The following is a 17077-nucleotide window of genomic DNA, read 5'->3' as shown; positions in this document are numbered from 1 at the left end:
CCCGGGTCCCCGGTGAACACCGGGTCGCGGGCGCCGCCCGCGCTTACGGGGTGGGGAAAATTATCCGTCCAACCGCAGCACCAGCTCGTCGATCTCCGCTCCCCGCGCGTTCGCGAAGCCCCGGTCCTCGCCGACGACCTTGAAGCCGCACTTCTCCAGGACCCGCACCGATCCGGTGTTGTCCGCCGCCGCCCGGGCGAGCAGCGGGCGTTCGGGGACCTCGGCGAGCAGCCCGCGCAGCGCCGCGGTCGCGATGCCCCGCCCCCAGTAGTAGCGATCGATGAAGTATGTGACCTCCCGCTCGCCCGGCTCGCCGTACACGGCCGCGTGCCCGACCACATCGCCGTCTGCGAGCACGGTGCGGGTGACGACGTCGGGCGAGGCGAGGATGCGCTTCCAATGCGCGTCGAAGTGGGCCCGGTCCGTCGGGTCCTCGGCGGTGAAGGCGGCCATCCGATTCGACTCGGGGTCGCTCATGTGCCGGAAGAACACAGGCAGATCGCTGGGGTGCACGGGACGCAGGGAGACATCTATGGAAGCCATGGGCCCGACCCTAACGACCTCGGGGGAAGGACGGGAGTGAGTCGGCCGTGACACGGGAAGGGCGTTACCGTACCCACAACCGCAACCAGAAAGGGCCGTAAGGCCCTCTCAATGGCTCGATCGTGCACCACACGGTCACCCCGGGGCGCCACGTCCATCGTGGCCGTGGTCCGGAATGGGTGCGCGTCTCTGCCTGGACCGCCGTGCCGCGGGTGATCGCGAAGGGCGGTCAGGTGCATATGGCCAACCATGCCGACGGCGGTGACCCCCGAGGCCTGGACCAGGTGATCGCCGAGTCGTCTGTTCTGCGAGCCTGGCAGCTGCCCTGAGACAGTCCCACCAGGTCAGAAGCCCTGCCTCGGCAAGTGCATCCGTTCCCGCAGCAGGCGATATACCTACTCCCGAGTGTGCTTCCCAGGGTGATCAGAAGCTGCTCACGCTTCGCTGACATCTGTGGGGTGCCGGCCCGACTTCGCTGCCAAGTCGGCGATGCCCTCGGCACAAGGCGTCTGGCCCGCTGCGTCGCCGAGGACGGCTGGCCGCTGCGCCGGTCAGCGGAACGCTTCCAGGTATCCGCAGGAAGATCTGGCACGTAAGTGGCACGGCGCCACTCCCCCGCCCTCGTCGCGGAGGGAAGAACAAGGCCCAGGCTCCCGGTTTGTTACCGGTGACCTGGGCCTTTGTCGTGCTTACTACTGGTGGGCGCGGACGGTTTCGAACCGCCGACATCTGCTTTGTAAGAGCAGCGCTCTACCCCTGAGCTACGCACCCGGGGATGAGGCAACAGCGTACATGGCCCACGGCCCACGGGCACAAACGGTTCCGGGGTGGTAGAGGGCAGGGCGGCACGGTCCCTGGGACGGCGTGGGCGGGCCTGATGGGTTTCCGGGGGATATCCCCACCCCTTTTCCGGTAGCCGGCCGGATTCTGGCGGGTGAGCCCGCGTCCGTACGGTGAAGCCCACATCGTCGGGGACCGCCCGTCGTACAACCTGGGGGGAAAGATCACCGTGGCACTCCGTAGCCGCACTCTCATCGCGTCCGGCGGGGCCGCGCTGCTCGGGCTGGTCCTCACCGGCTGCGGCAGTTCGGACACCGCCGACGCGCCCGCCGAGCACAAGTCGTTCGCGCTCAGCGGGAAGACGCTGACCATCCGCTCCGGGCACACGTCCCTGGAGCTCGTGCCTGCCGACGTGCGAAAGGTCGAGGTGACGCGCCGGGTCGACGGCTGGGTGGTCTTCGGAAACGGGCCCGATCCCCAGTGGTCGATGCAGGACGACACGCTCACGCTGCGGGTGAAGTGCAGGGCGATCATCAGCGACTGTGCCGCGCAGCACCAGGTGAAGGTGCCGCGCGGGGTGGCCGTGGTCGTCAAGGGGAACAACGGAAAGGTCGTCGCGTCCGGCTTCGACACGCCCCTCGACCTCCACGCCGACAACGGGAGGGTGACCGTCCGGGATTCCAGCGGGCCGCTCAAGCTGGAGAGCGGCAACGGTTCCATCGCCGCCGAAGGGATCTCGGCCACGTCCGTGTCGGCGCGGTCCGACAACGGCAGGGTGCAACTGGGGTTCACCGCCGTGCCGGATCTCGTGGAGGCCGAGAGCGACAACGGAAGGATCTCCATCGACCTGCCCGGCGGGTCCGTGAGGTACGCGGTGAGCGCCACGGCCCGCAACGGAAGCACCTCGGTGGACGCGCCGCGCAGCGATGACAGCCCCCACGTCGTGAAGGCCCACAGCAACAACGGCCGGGTCACGGTGCGAAGCGTGAACTAACCGGCCCGTGTGTTCGTCCTTACCTGGTGGGAGAATGTTCCGGGCAGGGCGAATCGGCACGGGAGAGGGATGTGACGGCGACACACGCGCGGCCGCGGGCGAGAGCGGGTGGGAGTTCCGCCGTCAGGGATGCCACTGCCAGGGATGTCGCTGCCAGGGATGTCCGAGGCCTCAGGGGTGCCAGGGGTGTCGGGGACGCCCTCCTGCTGATGTTGCTGCCTGTGCCGCTGCTCGCCGCCACGTTGCCGGCCGCGTTCGCCGGTGGCGGCACACGGCGCTGGTTCGGTGGGCGCGGGGAGAGTCAGCGCGCCGAGGCACAGGCCGCGAAGGATGCTGCGGCCGCCGCTTTCTACGAGCTGGACACGGCTCAGCGCGATCTGCGGATCTCGATCGAGACGATCACCGCGGTGGACAGTTCGCCCGGTGCGCGCAAGGCCGTGGACGACTTCGCCGCTCTCGGGCGGCGGATCGACGAGGCCAGTCATACGTACATCACCGCGGTCGATGCGCACGACCTGGACAGGGACGATCTGGAACCGGCGGTCGCGGTTCGGGCCAGGACCGAGCTGACCAAGTCCAAGGACGAGCTGGTACGGGTCAAGGGCGAGCTCGACCGGTTCGCACAGGGCCTCGGGCCGCTGCTGGGCAACGCGGAGACGCAGCTCGCCCGGCTCGCGCCCGCCGTGGAACGAGCCCGGCAGGCGCTCCTCGGCGCGAGCAACGCTCTCGACGCGGTGCGGGCGTCCGGGCTGCGGGCGGACGATCTCGCCGCGCGGCTGGCAGCCCTCGCTCCTGAGCTGACCAAGCTCAACCAGGGCGCCGGCCGGCACGGTGTTCCGGAGACCTTGCAGCGCGCCGACCGCGTACTGCGCGATGCCGAGGCGGTCCGTGCGGAGGCCGCTCAGCTGCCCGAGCGGGCCGCCGAGATCGATCACCGGCTGGTGTCGCTGCGGACCCGCGCGCAGGTGCTGACTACCCGGGCCGACTCGGTGGAACCGGTGCTGAGCGAGCTGCGGCGGCGCTTCTCGGCGGCCTGCTGGCAGGACCTGCAACCGGTGCCGGAGCAGGCGGCCACCAATGTGCGGCAGGCCGAGGAGAAGCTGAAGGAAGCGGCCAGGGCGCGGGACGAGCAGCGGTGGGCCGACGCGACGTCCCGGCTGAGCACGGTCCGCGCTCTGCTGAACGCCACCGACGAGGCGGTGTCCGCGGCCGGTGACCGGCTGCACCGGCTCAACGACGTGGCCAAGGACCCTCAGCAGGAGATCCAGCGGACCCGATTCACGCTCCGGGACGCCCAGCGCCTGGCCATGGCGGGGCGCAACACTCCCGATCCCCGCCATGCCCGGCCGCTGGACGACGGCGTGGCCCGGCTGGAGCGTGCCGTCGCCGGACTGGAGGGGCGCCACCCGGACTACTGGCACTTTCTGACCGAGACCGAAGCCGTGCGTCAAACGGCTGCGCGGGTGGTCTCCGAGATCCGTGAGGAGCGCGGGACGGGCGGCTGATGTGCGGGCGGGGCGGCCGGGGCGGCCCCGATGCGCCGGGCCGGTCTCCGCGGCCCTTCTGATGTGCGGGGGCGAGGTCGCGGGCGGATCCTGGTAGTACGCCCGCCGGAGACCGGAGACCGACATGGCCACCCATGTACTGCACGCCACCGGACGACACACTCCCCGACGCCCTCGTAGGGCCACGCGGCTCGACAAGCACCTGCCGATCGATCACCGGCTCAGCAGGGTCTACCGGGTCGGGGCAGGGCTGATGGGGCTGGTGCTGCTGGCCTTCGGGATCCTGGGAGTGATCGACGAGATCGGTTTCTTCAGCACCGGCGGCGCCACCGTCGCGGGCCTCAACACCAACGGCGCCCTCAGCGTCCTTTCCATCTGCGTCGGCCTGCTGCTGTTCATCGGGATGGTGATCGGCGGCAACTTCGCCTCGACGCTCAACATGGTTCTGGGCATCGCCTTCATCCTCAGCGGCTTCGTCAATCTCGCGCTGCTCGACACCAGCTACAACTTCCTCGCCTTCCACCTCCAGAACGTGCTCTTCAGCTTCGTGGTCGGCCTGATGCTGATGGTCTTCGGGATGTACGGGCGGGTGAGCGGCGGCCTTCCCCACGACAACCCGTACTGGCGTGCCCGCCACCCCGAAGTGGTCGAGCGGGAACTGCGGATGGGCCGGAAGGCGACGACCGCGGCGATGCCGGTCGTTCGCCGTCGCTGACCCGTTCGCCCACCCTTTCGCCCGGCTCCCGGCCTTCCCCCGGCCGGTGCCGGATAGCCTGGGCACATGCCTCGTTACGAGTACCGCTGCCGCTCCTGCGGAGACACGTTCGAACTCAGCCGCCCGATGGCCCGGTCCTCCGATCCGGCCTCCTGCCCCGCCGGGCACGCCGACACCGTGAAACTGCTGTCCACCGTGGCCGTGGGTGGTTCGTCGGCCAAGTCCGCGCCCGCCGCACCGTCGGCAGGTGGCGCAGGGGGCGGTGGCGGCTGCTGCGGCGGAGGTTGCTGCGGCTGAGAGCCGGGGCGGGACATGGGGGTCGCGGCTGCCGACCCGTGTGTCCGGAGTTCTCCGAACCGTCCGATCCCCCGGTCCACGAGCACTTCTCAGCGCTTACGGGACAGCGCCAGCCCGTCCGACACGGTGAGCAGCACGCTGTCCATCCGCTGATCGGCGGCCACGTGGTCGTTGAACTCCTTGATCGCGGCCGCCGCGCCGGTCGCCCGCGGGTCGGTCACCCCGCCGTGGAAGAGCACGTTGTCCGTGACGACGAGCCCGCCCTGCCGCATGCGGGGCACCAGTTCTTCCCAGTACGGGATGTAGTTGCCCTTGTCCGCGTCCAGGTAGGCGAGGTCGATGTGCGGCTCGGCCGGCATCGCCCGCAGGGTGTCGAGCGCGGGGGCGATGCGCAGCTCGATCCGGTCGGCGACGCCCGCCTTCTCCCATGCCTGCCGACCGTAGGCGGTCCACTCCTCCGAGATGTCGCAGGCGATCAGCCGCCCGTCGGCGGGCAGCGCCTGGGCCATCGACAGGGCGGAGAAGCCGGTGAACGTCCCGACCTCCACGATGTGCCGGGCCCCGGTCAGCCGGACGAGGAAGGCGAGCAGTGGTCCCTGCTCCTCGGCCGACTGCATGCCCGCGTGCTCGGGCAGGCGGGCATACGTGGTCTCGACGAGCTCGCGCTGCACCGCGTCGAGCGGCGGATTGTGCGCCAGCATGTACGCGTACAGCTCGTCCGTGATCTTGGTTTCGTTGCCCTTGGTCATCACATGCTCCTCATCGGTCCTGCCGGTGCCGCGCCGCCCGTCCCCCAGGCTGCGGGGCGTGCGGACGGGAACGCGGTGACTGTAGTCGCTGATCATCACCGGTCACGCGAGGTCGGGCGCGCGTCGGGCGTCGGGCTCAAGGCGTCGAGCGCGCGTCGGATCCGGAACGGGTCACGGATCCGGCGCGCGTCCGTGGGAGGTGTCAGAACGCCTGTCCCCGGCCCGAAGCCCGCAGGAGGTGCCGCAGAATTTCCTCTCCCGCCGCCACACCGCACCCGGCCGTCACCTCGACGTGCGGGGCGCTCCAGCCGGTGTCGGCGAGTTCGCCGTGGGCCGGACGCCAGGCGCGGTCGGCGGCGAGGAGCAGATCGGCGTCGAGGAGGCTGTCACCGGCGGCGAGGGTGCGTGTGGCGCCGGTGCGCCGGGCGACCTCGTTCATGGCGGCGCTCTTGGTGAGCGGGCCCGGTACGGCGTAGATCTTGCGGCCCTGGAGGGAAACCGTCCAGCCGCGGGTCTCCGCCCACTCCCCCAGCTCCTCGACCCAGCCCTCGGGCAACAGCGGGCGTTCGACGACGAGATAGGCGAAGAGGTCCTCGGCGACGCGCTCCTTGAGCAGCCAGGCGGGGTCGGCCGCCGCCAGGAGATGGGCGCGGACCTCGGCGAGCGAGGCGCATTCGTCGGCGAGCCTGCGGGAGACCCGCGCGTGCCAGTCGGGGTCGGATTCACCGTCGACGAGCAGGTGTCCGCCGTTGGCGCAGATCGCGAACCGTGGTGCGGGGCCGGGGAGACGGATACGCCCGTACTGCTCGCGGGTGCGGGTGGTCGTCGGGACGAACACCGTGGAGCGGGCGAGTCCGTCGAGCAGTGTCGCGGCCGTCTCGGTCAGGTAGGAGAGCGGTTTGTGGTCGTACATCTCCACGCAGAGCAGCCGGGGGGCCTCGGCGTCCGGCATGGGGAGCTGGAGCGCCGCCGCCGAATAGATGAGAGTGCGGTCGAGGTCGCTGGCGACCAGTGTCACGGGGTCGGGCGAAGCAGCGGGGGCGGGCGGCATGGCCGGGCTCGTCACTTCGACTCCACCGCCTTGCCGTCCGCACCCGTCGCGCCCCTGGTGTACTTCGGGTGGATCAGACCGACGCAGGTGTAAGGGAGTCCGTCGACCTCCTCGACCGGAACGCCCCGCTGTTCGGCCAGCAGACGGATGTGCTCAAGGTCCGCGCCCGCCCCGCGCTCGGCGAGGATCTTCCACGGGACGCGACGCAGCAGCACGCGGGTCGTCTCGCCGACGCCCGGCTTGACCAGGTTCACATCATGGATTCCACACTCCTCGCTGATGCGCTCCACGGCGGCCCAGCCCTCCCAGGTCGGGGCGCGGTCGGCCGCGAGCAGCTCCTTCACCTCGGCGTCCACGGCGTCGACGACCTCGTCGAAGTGGGCGGCGACGGTGTCCAGGAAGTGGCCGGACACATCGCTGTCCGCAAGCTCCCGGTAGAACTTCGCGCCGTGGAAGTCGTCGGGTCCGACCAGGTCGGAGCGGAGGACGGTCCGCGAAATCAGCCCGGAAACGGTGGAGTTGAGGCAGGCGGACGGGATGAGGAAGTCCTCGCGGGTGCCGTAGGTACGGACACAGCCGCCCGGGTCGGCCAGGACCGCGATCTCGGGGTTGAATCCGTCGAACTCGGCGAGCGCGGCCGACAGTTCACGTGTGATCGCCCCCTTGCCGGTCCAGCCGTCGACGAAGACGACGTCCGCCGGATCGTGGTGGGCGGCCAGCCAGCGCAGGGCGTTGGCGTCGATGCCGCGGCCCCGCACGATGGAGACGGCGTAGTGCGGCAGGTCGAGTCCGTGCCGGTGCCGGGCCCAGCGGCGCATGAGCACGCCGACGGGGGTGCCGGCCCTGGCGAGGGAGACCAGGACGGGACGGGGGGTCCGCTCGGCGAGAACCGTCTCGGTGACGGTGCCGACGGCGCGGGCGACGCGGGCGGCCGACAGCTCCAGCGCCGCCTTGAACAGGCCCTGGTACTGGGCGGACGGCTGGTACTCGACGGGCAGCGACTCGGCGTAGTGCGCGCCACCGCTCTGTATCGCCTCCTCGCGCTCCTCGGTGGGCGCCTCCAATTCGACCTCCGAGAGGTCCTGGAGCAGCCAGCCGACGTCGTCCGGTGCGTAGGAGGAGAAGGCGGGGCCGCGGAGGGGCTCGGGCAGCATGGGGGGTTCCTGCCGTTCGGAGGCGTACGCGGGGAGGCCCGACGCGGTGCGTGAGGCGGCGTACGACGGGACGTACGAGGGGACGACGACGAGCAGCACGCGGTCGACGTGTGTGCCGAGCTGCGCCAACAGGCCGCCGGGAGAGTGGAGTTCGGGGGTGTCGGCGGTGGAGTCGACGGCCACGACGACGGCGTCGAAACCGGCGCCCGCGACGTTGTACGCGTACCGGTCACCGGGTCCGTCGGCCGGGGCGTCATGGGCCGGGAAGACCAGCCGGGTCCGTATCGCATAGCCGGGGTCGTCCACCGCGAGGACGGGGGAACGCGTGGTGGTGGAGTACCGCACCTCGGCGTCGGTGTGGTCCTCCAGGGCCGTGCCCAGGCGGAGAGGGGCGTACATCAGCTCCTCGAAGCCGAGGACGAGCACGCGTCGGGCGTCGCCCAGTGCTGCGGCGATACGGGCGGCCATGGCCGGAAGGACCGGCTCCAGGGCGGCCCGGTGGGCGGGGGTGAAGCCGTGCCGTCCGCCGTCGGGCACACCGGCGGGCCACTGGAGGTCCACCCGGGTACAGAACCCGCGCCCGGGTTCGACGCCCGCCTCCGCGGCGGCGGAAACGGCTGATGAAGGAACGGCGGAACCCGTTGCGACGCCCGCCTCCGCGGCGGCGGAACCCGTTGTCCGCGGCCTTGCGGAGGCCGTCGCACCGGAGGCCGCCTCCTTCGGGCTCGGCGGACCTGCAGCTCCCGCCCGCGCGGAGCGTGCCTCCTCCTCCTGCGCGGCCACCAGCGCCTGCCCCTTCTCCAGAACGCCCTCGGGAAGGGTGACGGTGCCCGAGCTCCTCGTCACCAGGTCGACGCGTGCGCCGATCTCCGCGGCGAACTCGGTCAGCCGCCCGTGGTCGGCCGTCGACCGCATGTCCACCAGGGCGACGATGACGTACCGGCTCCGCGGGTACCGCTCGTGCAGCGCGCGGATGGTGTTGAGCACGGTGTTGCCCGTGGAGAACTCGTCGTCCACCAGAACCAGCGGCGCACCGACGCCGATGCCCGGACCCGCGCCCGTGTCCGCCCTCACGCGCACCTCTGCGTCTGCGCCTGTCGGGTCGCGATCGCCCGCCAGCAGGGCCGGGTTCTCCGGGAGCAGGAGATGGGAGGTGGCGTGCGAGTGCGACTCCTCGAAGCCTCCAGCCCGCTCCACACCCTCGACGGGGCGGCGCGTCGAGTGGAGGTACGGCGCCACCCCGAGCCCGTCGGCGACCGCGTGCCCGAGACCGGTGGCCGTCTCCGCATAACCGAGCACGACCGCCCGCCGCGACGCGGCGTCGCCGAGGAGTTCACGCACCCGTCGGCCGAGCTCGAAGCCTGCGGCGTACACCACGGAGGGCTTCTGCGGCACGTGCTTGCCGAGCACGTTCGACACGAGCAGATGGGCCCGCTTGGGGTTGCGGCGCAGGGCGAGGCCCAGCAGGTCCCTCAGCTCCTTGTCGCCGTCGGGGCTCCCGTCGCCGACGAGCTCGACGCCCAGTCGCTCCGCCACCCAGCTGCCCGACCACACCACGTTCGCCGCCTCTTTCCCTGCTGCGCGCTCGCTCATCGAGACACACTCGTTCCGCGGGGCCCGCTCACCCCATGGCGCCGACCCACCCGGCGGGGCCCTCGCGCCCCTTGAAACCCGTTCAATCCCCGAGCCGCGCTCATTCCGCGAGGCCTGCGGCCAGCAGTTCCACGAAGCCGACGTCCTCCCTCGCCACGCCGAAGACCTCGGCCCGCTGCAGGGTCCGCTCGGCCCAGGCGCGGTGCGGCTTCACTTCATTCATCTTGTTCGTGTACGCCGACCGCATCACGCCACCGCCGTCACGCTCCGGCCGCAGGATGTCCTGCGCGTCACTGAACTCTTCATGACTGACCACGGACAGCGCATGCACCGGCGCGACGTGCGACGGATGGATGCAGGTCTTGCCGAGCAGGCCGTTGGCCCGGTCGAGCTCGATCTCGCGCAGCAGGCCGTCGAGGTCGTGCTCGATCAGTGCTGTGCGCAGTTCCTCGGCCCGCCCCTCCAGGAAGGGACTGCGGCGCAGTTGCGGTTTGAACATGCGCTCCTGGAGCCGGAAGTACTCCCACACCGGTCCGGTGATCGTGAAGCCGGTGCCGTCCGCCCGGCCCAGGACGTTGACCACGTCGCCGATGACGGCGGCGACGATCTGTACGTCGTAGGCCGTCATGTCGGGCGCCCTGCGGAGCCCGTACGCCGAGCAGAAGTCGGTGACGCCGAGCCGCAGCGCGAGGACCCGCTCGCGGTACTTGTCGACGGTGCGGGCTATTCCCCGGAGCGCTTCGCCACGGGTCTCCAGATGCAGCAGTTCGGGCGATTCGAGAACGGGCATCGCGAACAGGCGCTGCCCGCACACCTTCTCGGCGTTGGCGAGTGCCTCCAGGTACGGCACGCCGCACTCTTCGGTGAACTTCGGAAGTACAAAACCAGACAACAACCGGACGGTGCGACCGAGCCGGTCCACCAGGTCCGCTATCTGGCCCGGCTCCCGGACCCGGATGAAGAGCAGGGGCACACCCACACCGCGCGCGTCGAGGTCGGCGAACTGTCTGACCAGGTTCTCCTCGGCACCGACGACCTCGGAGTCGTCGATCGAATCCTCCAGGCACAGCACCATCGAGACGACACCGCGCCCGACCTGCTTGATGACGTCGTCAGCAAGCCTCGGCCTGGTGGCAGGGCTGTACAGGGTCGCTCCCAGGGCGGCCGAAAGCACGCGGGCCGGTGAGCCGGCGCCGAATTCGCACGGCTCCTGGAAGAACAGACCCTCTCTCGCAGCGGGCGCAATATGCCCGAAATGACGCATGTGATTCCCCCGAACTGCCTGACCGGCCGGACGACGTATGGCCGGTAATAGTACGTACGGACGGGTGTCAACAGTTCCCCGCAGGCATGAACTCCAGGTAACTCGTCCATTTCCCGACGGGTCGACGCACTGCGGACGACGTGGTTCCGACGCACCGCCGAGACACCCGGCACGACCCCCACATTGTCCACGCGGGCAGCCAGCAGGCAGGATGACGGGCATGACGCACGCGATGGTGAAAGGCTCGAACGTCCCTCTGAACGCCTTGGCCGTACGGGCCGTGCTGCGCTGGACCCCGGGGGCCGGGGTTCCGGATGTGGACGCCTCGGCCCTGTTGCTCGGAGCCGGTGGCCGCGTGCGCTCGGACGAGGACTTCGTCTTCTACAACCAGCCCCGTCACCCCTCCGGCCTGGTACGACGGCTGCCGAAGCGCAGCGTTCCCGAAGGGCTCACGGACAGCATCGAGGCGGACCTCAACGCGCTCGACGCCTCGGTCGAGCAGGTGGTCGTCGCCGCGTCCTCCGACGGAGCCGCATTCGCTCAGGTGCACGACCTGCGCATCCTGCTGTACGACGCGGCGTCGGCGGGCGGGGATCCGCTCGCCGTCTTCGACGTGCGGCCGGAGACCGGCGAGGAGACGGCGATCATCTGCGGCGAGCTCTACCGGCGCGGCGATGGCTGGAAATTCCGGGCCGTGGCACAGGGCTATCCGACCGGTCTGGTGGGTCTGGCGACCGCTTTCGGCATCTCGGTGGACGAGTCGGAGGCCGCGGCGGAGCCCGATCCGTCTCCCTCGTCCATGACTCCTCCCTCTCCCGTGGCCGCACACCCGTCGGCGGCGCCGCCCGCGCCCCTGTTCCCGCCCGCACCGGCCTTGGGCAACGACTCCCAGGTCACGGTCCAGCACCAGCAGCCGGCCTACGGATACCCGCAGCCCGCGGCGGCCCAGCCGGCTCCCCAGTACGCTCCCCGGCCCGCGTACGGGTATCCGCAGCCGGCCACCGCTCAGCCCGCCTACAGCTATCCACAGCCGGCCGCGACCGCCGCGCCCGCCCCCGACCCGAATTTCGTGCTGCCACCGCAGGGGCCGCAGTTCATACGGTCCTGAGGCGGTCCCGCGACAGCCGAGAGGGCGCCCCGCGGCGGCCGAGGTACGGCCACCGGCCGACCGAGCCACCCATGGCCACGGCCCAGCTGCCGCCGACGGGCAGGAGCACCGCTCAGAGCCTGTCGGGCGGCATTCGACCGGACGGCAGACGCGGTCTGGTGCGTGCGATTCCAAGGCGCCGGAAGCGTGCGTACCAGGGCGTGGCCGCCCGATCAGAGGCCGCCCGACAGGCTCTCAGGCCCGGGACTTGTAGCCGCGGCCCCACTGCATGCCCCAGCCGTACAGCCGGTCCAGCTCCGACTGGAATCCGTACACGAACTTCACCTCGCGCCGCACGATCAGCTCGTCCTTGACGTTCTCCACCGTGAACACGGCGCAGGACCGGGCCTCCGGGGCGTGCTCGTCGAGTTCGATCTCGATCCGCGGGCCGTTGCCCGGGTAGAGCGTCACCTTGGCGTGCGTACGGTCGAAAGCCGGCGTCTGGTCGTAGATGTAGACGAAGAACAGCAGCCGTTTGATCTGGTCGCGCTGGTCCAGATTGACGTAGACGGTCTCGCCCGACGGCGCCCCGAAGCGGTCGTCCCCGCTGAGCCGGATGTACGGCGGTGCGTTGAGGTCGCCGATGAGGTTGCCCAGCGGCTGGACCACGCCCTTGGTGCCGTCCTTCAGCTCGTACATGCAGCCCAGGTCCAGGTCGACGTTGACCACGCCCTGGGTGTGTGCCTGGACCACGTCGGGCTTGAAGAGCTGCATGGGCCGCAGCAGCCGGCCACTCTGCCGCGACCTGCCCTCGATGTCCGACGTACGCATCCGCCAGGAGAGGTTGACCCGCAGATTGCCGGTCAGCGCGCCCTGCTTGGTGAGCGAGACCGTCGCGTGCCGCCTGGAGAGCACGATGGAGTTGGTCGACGCGTTGCCCGACTCGAACTGTGTCTCACGTCGTGGCCACAAGCTGTCCCAGAACGCCATCCCCAACCCCCACACGTATCGGTAGAAAAAGTTCCCCGGCCCGGTGGCCGCCCCATGCGTCGCACAGGTCACCCACATCACTGCGGGGCGGCCGCCGGGCCGGGTCCCGGTGATACCGGAGAACCGTCGCCGTGCGGACCGCCCCGCTGAGAGCGTTCCTCAATTCCTCCCGGGTCACACCCCGGACGGACATTACTGCCGGGTCACACCCCGGACGGAACCTCTTCCCTGGAATCCGCGTCGTCGCCCGCGGCCTCCAGCGCCTTGTTGCGCCGGACCGAGGACCAGAAGGACCAGGCGATCAGCACGACGCCGACAAGCCCGGTGATGATCTCGTTGATCTGGTACTGGATGGTGACGAGCAGAATGACGGCCAGCGCGCCGATGGCGTAGTGGGCGCCGTGCTCCAGGTAGACGTAGTCGTCGAGCGTGCCCTGACGGACCAGGTAGACCGTCAGCGAACGGACGTACATGGCACCGATACCGAGGCCGAGGGCCATCAGCACGATCTCGTTGGTGATGGCGAAGGCGCCGATGACACCGTCGAACGAGAAGGAGGCGTCGAGCACTTCCAGGTAGAGGAACATGAAGAACGCGGCCTTGCCGGAAAGCGCGATCGCGGAGATCTTCTTGCCGCTCTTCCTGGCCTCCTCCTCGGCCTCGGCCTCCCGCTCCTCCTCTTCCTCCAGCCTGTTCTCGAAGAAGCCCGAGAGACCGCCGACGATGAGGTACGTGATCAGACCCGCGACTCCGGCGAGCAGGACGGTCTCCGCCTTGTCCGCGTGGCCGCCGCCGTGCTGGTGCGCGTTCGTCGCGAAGGTCAGGGCCGTGATCAGCAGCACGATCAGCGCGATGCAGACCGACAGCATGTCGACCTTGCCGAGCTTGGCGAGCGGGCGCTCGATCCAGCGCAGCCACTGGATGTCACGGTCCTCGAAAATGAAGTCGAGGAAGATCATCAGAAGGAACATGCCACCGAAGGCGGCAATCGCCGGGTGGGCGTCCGTGACGAGTTCCTGGTACCGGTCGGGCTGGTTGAACGAAAGATCGACTGCTTCGATCGGGCCCATCTTGGCGGTGATCGCCACGATCACGACGGGGAACACCAGCCGCATGCCGAAGACCGCGATGAGCACGCCGACCGTGAGGAAGATCTTCTGCCAGAAGGCATTCATCTTCTTCAAGATTCCGGCGTTGACCACCGCGTTGTCGAAGGACAGCGAGATCTCGAGGACGGAAAGGATCGCGACTACGCCGAGAGCCTGCCACCCTCCGTAGAACACCGCTGCGACCAGGCCGAGCGCGGTAATCGCGAACGACCAGCCGAAGGTTTTCAGAAGCACTGGCTACCCCATCGTGTATGAACGGGTCTCCCCCGGGTGTGTGCGGGGCTCCCCCGCGCTGTGCGCGGCTTTACGAAACGTTGACCCCAAAGTCTAGAGCGATACCGCGCAGTCCCGACGCGTACCCCTGTCCCACTGCGCGGAACTTCCACTCGCCGTTGTACCGATAGAGCTCGCCGAAGATCATCGCGGTTTCCGTCGACGCGTCCTCGGTGAGGTCGTAACGCGCGAGTTCCTGGCCGTCCGCCTGGTTCACCACGCGGATGAACGCATTGCCGACCTGGCCGAAGGTCTGCCCCCGGTTGTCCGCATCATGGATCGAGACCGGAAAAATGATCTTGTCGCAGTGCGCGGGCACCTGAGCGAGGTTCACGATGACCGACTCGTCGTCGCCCTCGCCCTCACCCGTGAGGTTGTCGCCGGTGTGCTCCACGGAGCCGTCGGGGCTCGTGAGGTTGTTGTAGAACACGAACCATTCATCGCCGAGCACCCGGCCCGACTGGCACAGCAGCGCGCTGGCGTCGAGGTCGAAGTCGGCGCCCGTGGTGGATCGTGCGTCCCAGCCGAGCCCGACCAGCACCTGGGTGAGGTTGGGTGCGGCCTTGGAGAGGGAGACGTTGCCTCCCTTGGCGAGTGTGACGCCCATGGTGTGTCCTCCCCGAGTCGATGAACCGTCTGTTGATCCGGTGAGCCGGTGAGCCGGTGAGCCGGCTGTCGAGCGCGTCCGGCGCCGCACGAGGTGCGGCGCCGGACGGAACGCATGCCTGCGTGACCCGGGCCGCTCCTCGACGGCTCGGCCCGGTCGCGCCTTCTCAGACGTTGACGCCGAAGTCCTGCGCGATGCCGCGCAGCCCCGAGGCGTAGCCCTGGCCGATGGCGCGGAACTTCCACTCCGCCCCGTTGCGGTACAGCTCGCCGAAGACCATGGCGGTCTCCGTCGAGGCGTCCTCGCTCAGGTCGTAGCGCGCCAGCTCGCTGTTGTCGGCCTGGTTGACGACGCGGATGTACGCGTTGCGCACCTGGCCGAAGCTCTGCTGGCGGGTCTCGGCCTCGTAGATCGAGACCGGGAAGACGATCTTGTCGACATCGGCAGGAACGCCGGACAGGTTCACCTTGATGACCTCGTCGTCGCCCTCGCCCTCACCGGTGAGGTTGTCACCGGTGTGCTCGACGGAGCCGTCGGGGCTCTTGAGGTTGTTGAAGAAGACGAAGTTGCCGTCGTTGCCGACCTTGCCCTCCGCGTTCGTCAGCAGGGCGCTGGCGTCGAGGTCGAAGTCACCACCGGTGGTGGTGCGGGCGTCCCAGCCCAGACCGACGGTGACCGCGGTCAGGTTGGGCGCGGCCTTGGTCAGCGAGACGTTGCCGCCCTTGCTGAGGCTGACTCCCACGAGTCCTCCCATTGGTTTCCTTGGGGGCCGGCGGGCGCCGGCGCCTCCACGTTGCGTTGGCATCCGATCAACGAGTGGATCCTAGTGACCGGTTCCCGGCCAAAGCAGGCTTTTGGTCAGGACGCCCGCAGATCCGCCGCTCGCGGTCAGAGCGCGTCGAGCGCCTTGATGTAGTCGTTGAGGTCCCGCGCGTCGGGCAGGCCGTTGACGACGGTCCAGCGCACCACACCCTCCTTGTCGATGATGAAGGTGCCGCGCACCGCGCAGCCCTTCTCCTCGTCGAAGACGCCGTACGCCCGCGAGGTCTCGCCGTGCGGCCAGAAGTCCGAGACCAGCGGGTACTCGATGCCTTCCTGCTCGGCGAACACACGCAGGGTGTGGATGGAGTCGTTGGAGACGGCGAGCAGCTGCGTGTCGTCGTTCTCGAACTTCGGCAGCTCGTCCCGCAGCGCGCAGAGCTCACCCGTGCACACGCCGGTGAAGGCGAACGGGTAGAACAGCAGCACGACATTCTTGGCGCCGCGAGGACCCCAAAAATCGGAGAGCTTCACGGTCCGGCCGTGGTTGTCCTTCAGCTCGAAGTCCGGGGCCTTGGTGCCGACCTCGATCGCCATGAGACGCGTCCCTTCGCTACGTTCACCGGGCTGGGCTGTCCGGGTGGCTCCCACCCTACGCAGGGTCCGCAGCGGGCCACGCAGCACCCGCACGGGGCATCCTGCGCCCCGCCGGGCCCGCACGGACGCAGGGCCTCGCCCCGCGCGGGCCGGCGGGGCGTGCACGGGCGGGCCCGGCAGCCTGTACCGCGCCGCACGACTCCGCTCACGCGGAAGGCCCCCGGCGGCGCGTGCTCATGCCGTCGGGGGCCTTCGGGGCGGGTGTGTGGCGAATGCCGTTCAGCGCTTGGCTCGGGCCGCCTTCGGTGTGACCAGACGGCTGCCCGTCCAGTCCTTGCCCGCATTGATGCTCTTGGTCTGGGAGAGACCGGCGGTCTGCGCAGACTCGTTGATGTCGCTCGGTTCGACGTATCCGTCACGGCCGGTCTTCGGCGTCATCAGCCAGACCGCGCCGCCGTCCTCGATCAGACCAATGGCATCCACCAGCGCGTCCGTAAGGTCGCCGTCCTCGTCGCGGAACCACAGCAGTACGACGTCTGCGACGTCGTCGTAGTCCTCGTCGACGAGTTCCTGGCCGATAGTGGCCTCAATGCCCTCACGGAGCTCCTGCTCGACGTCGTCGTCGTAGCCGATCTCCTGGACCACCTGTCCGGGCTCGAACCCCAGGCGTGCTGCCGGGTTGGTCCGCTCCTCCGCGTGGTCCGCGGTCGCGCTCACGGGTTGCCTCCTGATCATGTTTCGGAAAATGCTTCAGCCACGCGCGTGCGCGGGGCGTTGGCCGTAGTCCACACGGGAGCGGCGGATCGCGCAAGTACCCAGCGTCCGAGACCGCCTAAACGGTGACGTTCCCTGCCACGTCGCCGCACTGTCGGCAGGTCCCCTGCGGGGGCCGCGCCACCGTCCGCACCCTTTACGTCCTTCCACAGCTTATGCCGTTTCGGTCCGCCATTCGGAGTCGAACATCCTTTGGGAACGCTTGGACGGGTTGGGCGTATGGTTGCGGTTTGGAC

17 protein-coding genes and 1 tRNA gene are annotated in these 17077 nt (G+C 69.5%); 6 read left to right on the top strand and 12 right to left on the bottom strand.

Annotation, left to right across the window (positions count from 1 at the left end; translation table 11 throughout):
* Window positions 1-60: 60 nt before the first annotated feature.
* Window positions 61-534 carry a GNAT family N-acetyltransferase gene (locus tag ACIOHC_RS03140; RefSeq protein ID WP_037692131.1) on the bottom strand — a complete coding sequence of 158 codons (474 nt, stop codon included), beginning with the start codon at window positions 532-534 and terminating at the stop codon, window positions 61-63.
* 188 nt (window positions 535-722) lie between these two features.
* On the opposite strand from ACIOHC_RS03140, the gene ACIOHC_RS03135 reads away from it, so the two are divergent.
* Window positions 723-872 carry a hypothetical protein gene (locus ACIOHC_RS03135; protein WP_351075834.1) on the top strand — a complete coding sequence of 50 codons (150 nt, stop codon included), beginning with the start codon at window positions 723-725 and terminating at the stop codon, window positions 870-872.
* A gap of 367 nt (window positions 873-1239) precedes the next feature.
* Here the strand turns inward: ACIOHC_RS03135 and ACIOHC_RS03130 are convergent.
* Window positions 1240-1314: transfer RNA gene (locus ACIOHC_RS03130), tRNA-Val, on the bottom strand.
* Window positions 1315-1552: 238 nt separating this feature from the next.
* Between ACIOHC_RS03130 and ACIOHC_RS03125 the strand changes: the two genes are divergently transcribed.
* The 4 genes from ACIOHC_RS03125 (at window position 1553) to ACIOHC_RS03110 (ending at window position 4834) form a co-directional block, all read left to right on the top strand.
* Window positions 1553-2317, top strand: a complete 765-nt coding sequence (locus ACIOHC_RS03125; RefSeq protein ID WP_389635514.1) for a DUF4097 family beta strand repeat-containing protein — start codon at window positions 1553-1555, stop codon at window positions 2315-2317.
* 71 nt (window positions 2318-2388) lie between these two features.
* Window positions 2389-3822: a hypothetical protein gene (locus tag ACIOHC_RS03120; RefSeq protein ID WP_401841134.1), complete on the top strand. Its 1434-nt coding sequence runs from the start codon at window positions 2389-2391 to the stop codon at window positions 3820-3822.
* A gap of 124 nt (window positions 3823-3946) precedes the next feature.
* Window positions 3947-4537, top strand: a complete 591-nt coding sequence (locus ACIOHC_RS03115; RefSeq protein ID WP_351075829.1) for a DUF4383 domain-containing protein — start codon at window positions 3947-3949, stop codon at window positions 4535-4537.
* Window positions 4538-4603: 66 nt separating this feature from the next.
* Window positions 4604-4834: a zinc ribbon domain-containing protein gene (locus tag ACIOHC_RS03110; RefSeq protein ID WP_365688314.1), complete on the top strand. Its 231-nt coding sequence runs from the start codon at window positions 4604-4606 to the stop codon at window positions 4832-4834.
* 89 nt (window positions 4835-4923) lie between these two features.
* Here the strand turns inward: ACIOHC_RS03110 and ACIOHC_RS03105 are convergent, their stop codons facing one another.
* The 4 genes from ACIOHC_RS03105 to ACIOHC_RS03090 all read right to left on the bottom strand — a co-directional run bounded on the left by ACIOHC_RS03105 (window position 4924) and on the right by ACIOHC_RS03090 (window position 10645).
* Window positions 4924-5583, bottom strand: a complete 660-nt coding sequence (locus ACIOHC_RS03105; protein WP_351075824.1) for an O-methyltransferase — start codon at window positions 5581-5583, stop codon at window positions 4924-4926.
* Between the two features lie 202 nt (window positions 5584-5785).
* On the bottom strand, window positions 5786-6634 hold the full coding sequence (locus ACIOHC_RS03100) for an HAD family hydrolase (protein ID WP_351075884.1): 849 nt from the start codon (window positions 6632-6634) through the stop codon (window positions 5786-5788).
* Between the two features lie 11 nt (window positions 6635-6645).
* Window positions 6646-9381: a phosphoribosyltransferase gene (locus ACIOHC_RS03095; RefSeq protein WP_401841131.1), complete on the bottom strand. Its 2736-nt coding sequence runs from the start codon at window positions 9379-9381 to the stop codon at window positions 6646-6648.
* Between the two features lie 100 nt (window positions 9382-9481).
* Entirely contained in the window at window positions 9482-10645 is a 1164-nt protein-coding gene (locus ACIOHC_RS03090) for an HpcH/HpaI aldolase/citrate lyase family protein (protein ID WP_351075819.1), read from the bottom strand.
* Window positions 10646-10865: 220 nt separating this feature from the next.
* On the opposite strand from ACIOHC_RS03090, the gene ACIOHC_RS03085 reads away from it, so the two are divergent.
* Window positions 10866-11753: a TerD family protein gene (locus ACIOHC_RS03085; protein WP_401841128.1), complete on the top strand. Its 888-nt coding sequence runs from the start codon at window positions 10866-10868 to the stop codon at window positions 11751-11753.
* Window positions 11754-11987: 234 nt separating this feature from the next.
* Here the strand turns inward: ACIOHC_RS03085 and ACIOHC_RS03080 are convergent, their stop codons facing one another.
* The 6 genes from ACIOHC_RS03080 to ACIOHC_RS03055 all read right to left on the bottom strand — a co-directional run bounded on the left by ACIOHC_RS03080 (window position 11988) and on the right by ACIOHC_RS03055 (window position 16784).
* The gene (locus ACIOHC_RS03080; RefSeq protein ID WP_351075814.1) at window positions 11988-12722 is read right to left on the bottom strand and encodes a Tellurium resistance; all 735 of its coding nucleotides are present in this window, start codon (window positions 12720-12722) and stop codon (window positions 11988-11990) included.
* A 203-nt stretch (window positions 12723-12925) separates the two neighbouring features.
* On the bottom strand, window positions 12926-14065 hold the full coding sequence (locus ACIOHC_RS03075) for a DUF475 domain-containing protein (RefSeq protein ID WP_351075811.1): 1140 nt from the start codon (window positions 14063-14065) through the stop codon (window positions 12926-12928).
* Window positions 14066-14135: 70 nt separating this feature from the next.
* The gene (locus tag ACIOHC_RS03070) at window positions 14136-14711 is read right to left on the bottom strand and encodes a TerD family protein (RefSeq protein ID WP_351075809.1); all 576 of its coding nucleotides are present in this window, start codon (window positions 14709-14711) and stop codon (window positions 14136-14138) included.
* Between the two features lie 166 nt (window positions 14712-14877).
* Window positions 14878-15453, bottom strand: coding sequence for a TerD family protein (locus tag ACIOHC_RS03065; protein ID WP_351075881.1), 576 nt, complete (start codon window positions 15451-15453; stop codon window positions 14878-14880).
* Between the two features lie 146 nt (window positions 15454-15599).
* A complete protein-coding gene (locus ACIOHC_RS03060) occupies window positions 15600-16067 on the bottom strand; it encodes a peroxiredoxin (RefSeq protein WP_351075807.1) in 468 nt (155 codons plus the stop codon).
* Between the two features lie 279 nt (window positions 16068-16346).
* Entirely contained in the window at window positions 16347-16784 is a 438-nt protein-coding gene (locus ACIOHC_RS03055) for a DUF3052 domain-containing protein (protein ID WP_351075805.1), read from the bottom strand.
* Window positions 16785-17077 lie beyond the last annotated feature (293 nt).

The sequence above is a fragment of the Streptomyces sp. NPDC088252 genome (assembly GCF_044740965.1).
Classification (GTDB): Bacteria; Actinomycetota; Actinomycetes; order Streptomycetales; family Streptomycetaceae; genus Streptomyces.
Note: the sequence above shows the minus strand (reverse complement) of the source record. Positions and strands in the feature narration are given on the sequence as shown.

Excerpts from the sequence above, each read along its gene's own strand:
- ACIOHC_RS03060 (WP_351075807.1), bottom strand. The coding sequence starts at position 16,067 with ATGGCGATCGAGGTCGGCACCAAGGCCCCGGACTTCGAGCTGAAGGAC.
- ACIOHC_RS03080 (WP_351075814.1), bottom strand. The coding sequence starts at position 12,722 with ATGGCGTTCTGGGACAGCTTGTGGCCACGACGTGAGACACAGTTCGAG.
- ACIOHC_RS03100 (WP_351075884.1), bottom strand. The coding sequence starts at position 6,634 with ATGCCGCCCGCCCCCGCTGCTTCGCCCGACCCCGTGACACTGGTCGCC.
- ACIOHC_RS03115 (WP_351075829.1), top strand. The coding sequence starts at position 3,947 with ATGGCCACCCATGTACTGCACGCCACCGGACGACACACTCCCCGACGC.
- ACIOHC_RS03105 (WP_351075824.1), bottom strand. The coding sequence starts at position 5,583 with ATGACCAAGGGCAACGAAACCAAGATCACGGACGAGCTGTACGCGTAC.
- ACIOHC_RS03070 (WP_351075809.1), bottom strand. The coding sequence starts at position 14,711 with ATGGGCGTCACACTCGCCAAGGGAGGCAACGTCTCCCTCTCCAAGGCC.
- ACIOHC_RS03085 (WP_401841128.1), top strand. The coding sequence starts at position 10,866 with ATGACGCACGCGATGGTGAAAGGCTCGAACGTCCCTCTGAACGCCTTG.
- ACIOHC_RS03090 (WP_351075819.1), bottom strand. The coding sequence starts at position 10,645 with ATGCGTCATTTCGGGCATATTGCGCCCGCTGCGAGAGAGGGTCTGTTC.
- ACIOHC_RS03095 (WP_401841131.1), bottom strand. The coding sequence starts at position 9,381 with ATGAGCGAGCGCGCAGCAGGGAAAGAGGCGGCGAACGTGGTGTGGTCG.
- ACIOHC_RS03110 (WP_365688314.1), top strand. The coding sequence starts at position 4,604 with ATGCCTCGTTACGAGTACCGCTGCCGCTCCTGCGGAGACACGTTCGAA.